This window comes from Streptomyces sp. NPDC029159 (assembly GCF_055564055.1).
In genome coordinates, this window is record NZ_JBVHWT010000026.1 from 1 (window position 1) to 1,559 (window position 1,559).

At 72.9% G+C, this 1,559-nt stretch carries 1 protein-coding gene; it reads left to right on the plus strand.

From position 1 onward, the window contains the following. Positions 1 to 179: 179 nt before the first annotated feature. The gene (locus ACZ4U4_RS30270) at positions 180 to 1,457 is read left to right on the plus strand and encodes an aspartate aminotransferase type Ic (RefSeq protein ID WP_467880959.1); all 1,278 of its coding nucleotides are present in this window, start codon (positions 180 to 182) and stop codon (positions 1,455 to 1,457) included. Positions 1,458 to 1,559: the final 102 nt, after the last annotated feature.

Here is a 1,559-nt window from a genome sequence, read left to right on the forward strand (position 1 = left end):
CTCCAGCTGGTGTGGTTGGTTCCCCCCCCCCCCCCCTCCTCCCCTCCCCCCCCCCCCCCCCCCCCCCCCCCCCCCCCCCCCCCCCCCCCCCCCCCCCCGACACCGCCCGACCGGCGGTTTGTATCCTCTTCAGGGCAAGCCGAGCCATCCCGGCAACATCGCGGTCGAGAGGAAACACCATGACCACCGAGCTGAGCGCCGCCACCCTCAGCGAGCTCCTTGACCAGGCACGGAGTGACTACAAGGACCTCGTCGGACGCGGCCTCGCCCTCGACCTGACCCGCGGCAAGCCGGCCCCCGAGCAGCTCGACCTCTCCGAGGACCTGCTCAGCCTGCCCGGCGGCCGCCACACCGCCGCGAACGGCACCGACGTCCGCAACTACGGCGGTCTCCAGGGCCTCCCGGAGCTGCGCGAGATCTTCGCCGACGTCCTCCAGGTCCCGGTCCCGCAGCTCCTCGCCGCCGGTAACTCCAGCCTGGAGCTGATGCACGACAGCATCGTGCACGCCCTGCTGAGCGTCCTGCCCGGCGCCGAATCCCGCTGGGTCGACCAGGAGCGCATCGCCTTCCTCTGCCCGGTCCCCGGCTACGACCGTCACTTCGCGCTCTGCGAGCGCTTCGGCATCGACATGATCCAGGTGCCGATGACCGCCGACGGCCCCGACATGGACACCGTCGAGCGCCTCGTCGCCGAGGACCCGGCCGTCAAGGGCATCTGGTGCGTGCCGAAGTACAGCAACCCCGACGGCGTCGTCTACAGCGACGAGACCGTCCGCCGCCTCGCCGCGATGCCCACCGCCGCCCCGGACTTCCGCATCTTCTGGGACAACGCCTACGCCGCCCACCACCTCACCGACGAGCAGATCCAGATCGCCGACGTGCTCGCCGCCTGCGAGGCGAGCGGCCACGCCGACCGGGTCTTCATCTTCGGCTCCACCTCGAAGATCACCGCGGCCGGTGCCGGTGTCGCCTTCTTCGGCTCCTCGCCCGCCAACGTCTCCTGGCTGCTCGCCAACAACGGCAAGCGCTCGATCGGCCCGGACAAGATCAACCAGCTCCGGCACGTGATGTTCCTGCGCGACGCCGACGGTGTCCGCGCCCACATGGAGCGCCAGCGTGCCCTGCTGGAGCCCAAGTTCGCCGCCGTGGCCCGCATCCTCGACGCCGAGCTGGGCTCCAACGGCCTCGCCGAGTGGACCGCGCCCAAGGGCGGCTACTTCGTCACGCTGACCGTGCCCGACGGCTGCGCCAAGGAGGTCGTGCGCCGCGCCGCCGAGGCCGGCATCGTGCTGACCCCGGCGGGCGCCACCCACCCGTACGGCGACGACCCGCGCGACGCCGTCATCCGCGTCGCCCCCAGCTACCCCGGCCTCGCCGAGCTGGAGGCCGCCATCGAGGGCCTCGCCGTCTGCGTGCGCCTGGTGGGCTACGAGCAGCGCGCCGCCGCACAGGACTGACACCTCCAGGGCGTGCACCGGCCGGGGGGGGGGGGGGGGTTTCCCCCCGTAGGCCTAAGCCGGTCTTGTCCCCACCTCCCCCCATCCCCCCCCCCCCCCCCC

What these genes read in the sequence shown, in the direction of transcription:
- ACZ4U4_RS30270 (WP_467880959.1), top strand. Translation starts at nt 180, where the DNA reads ATGACCACCGAGCTGAGCGCCGCCACCCTCAGCGAGCTCCTTGACCAG.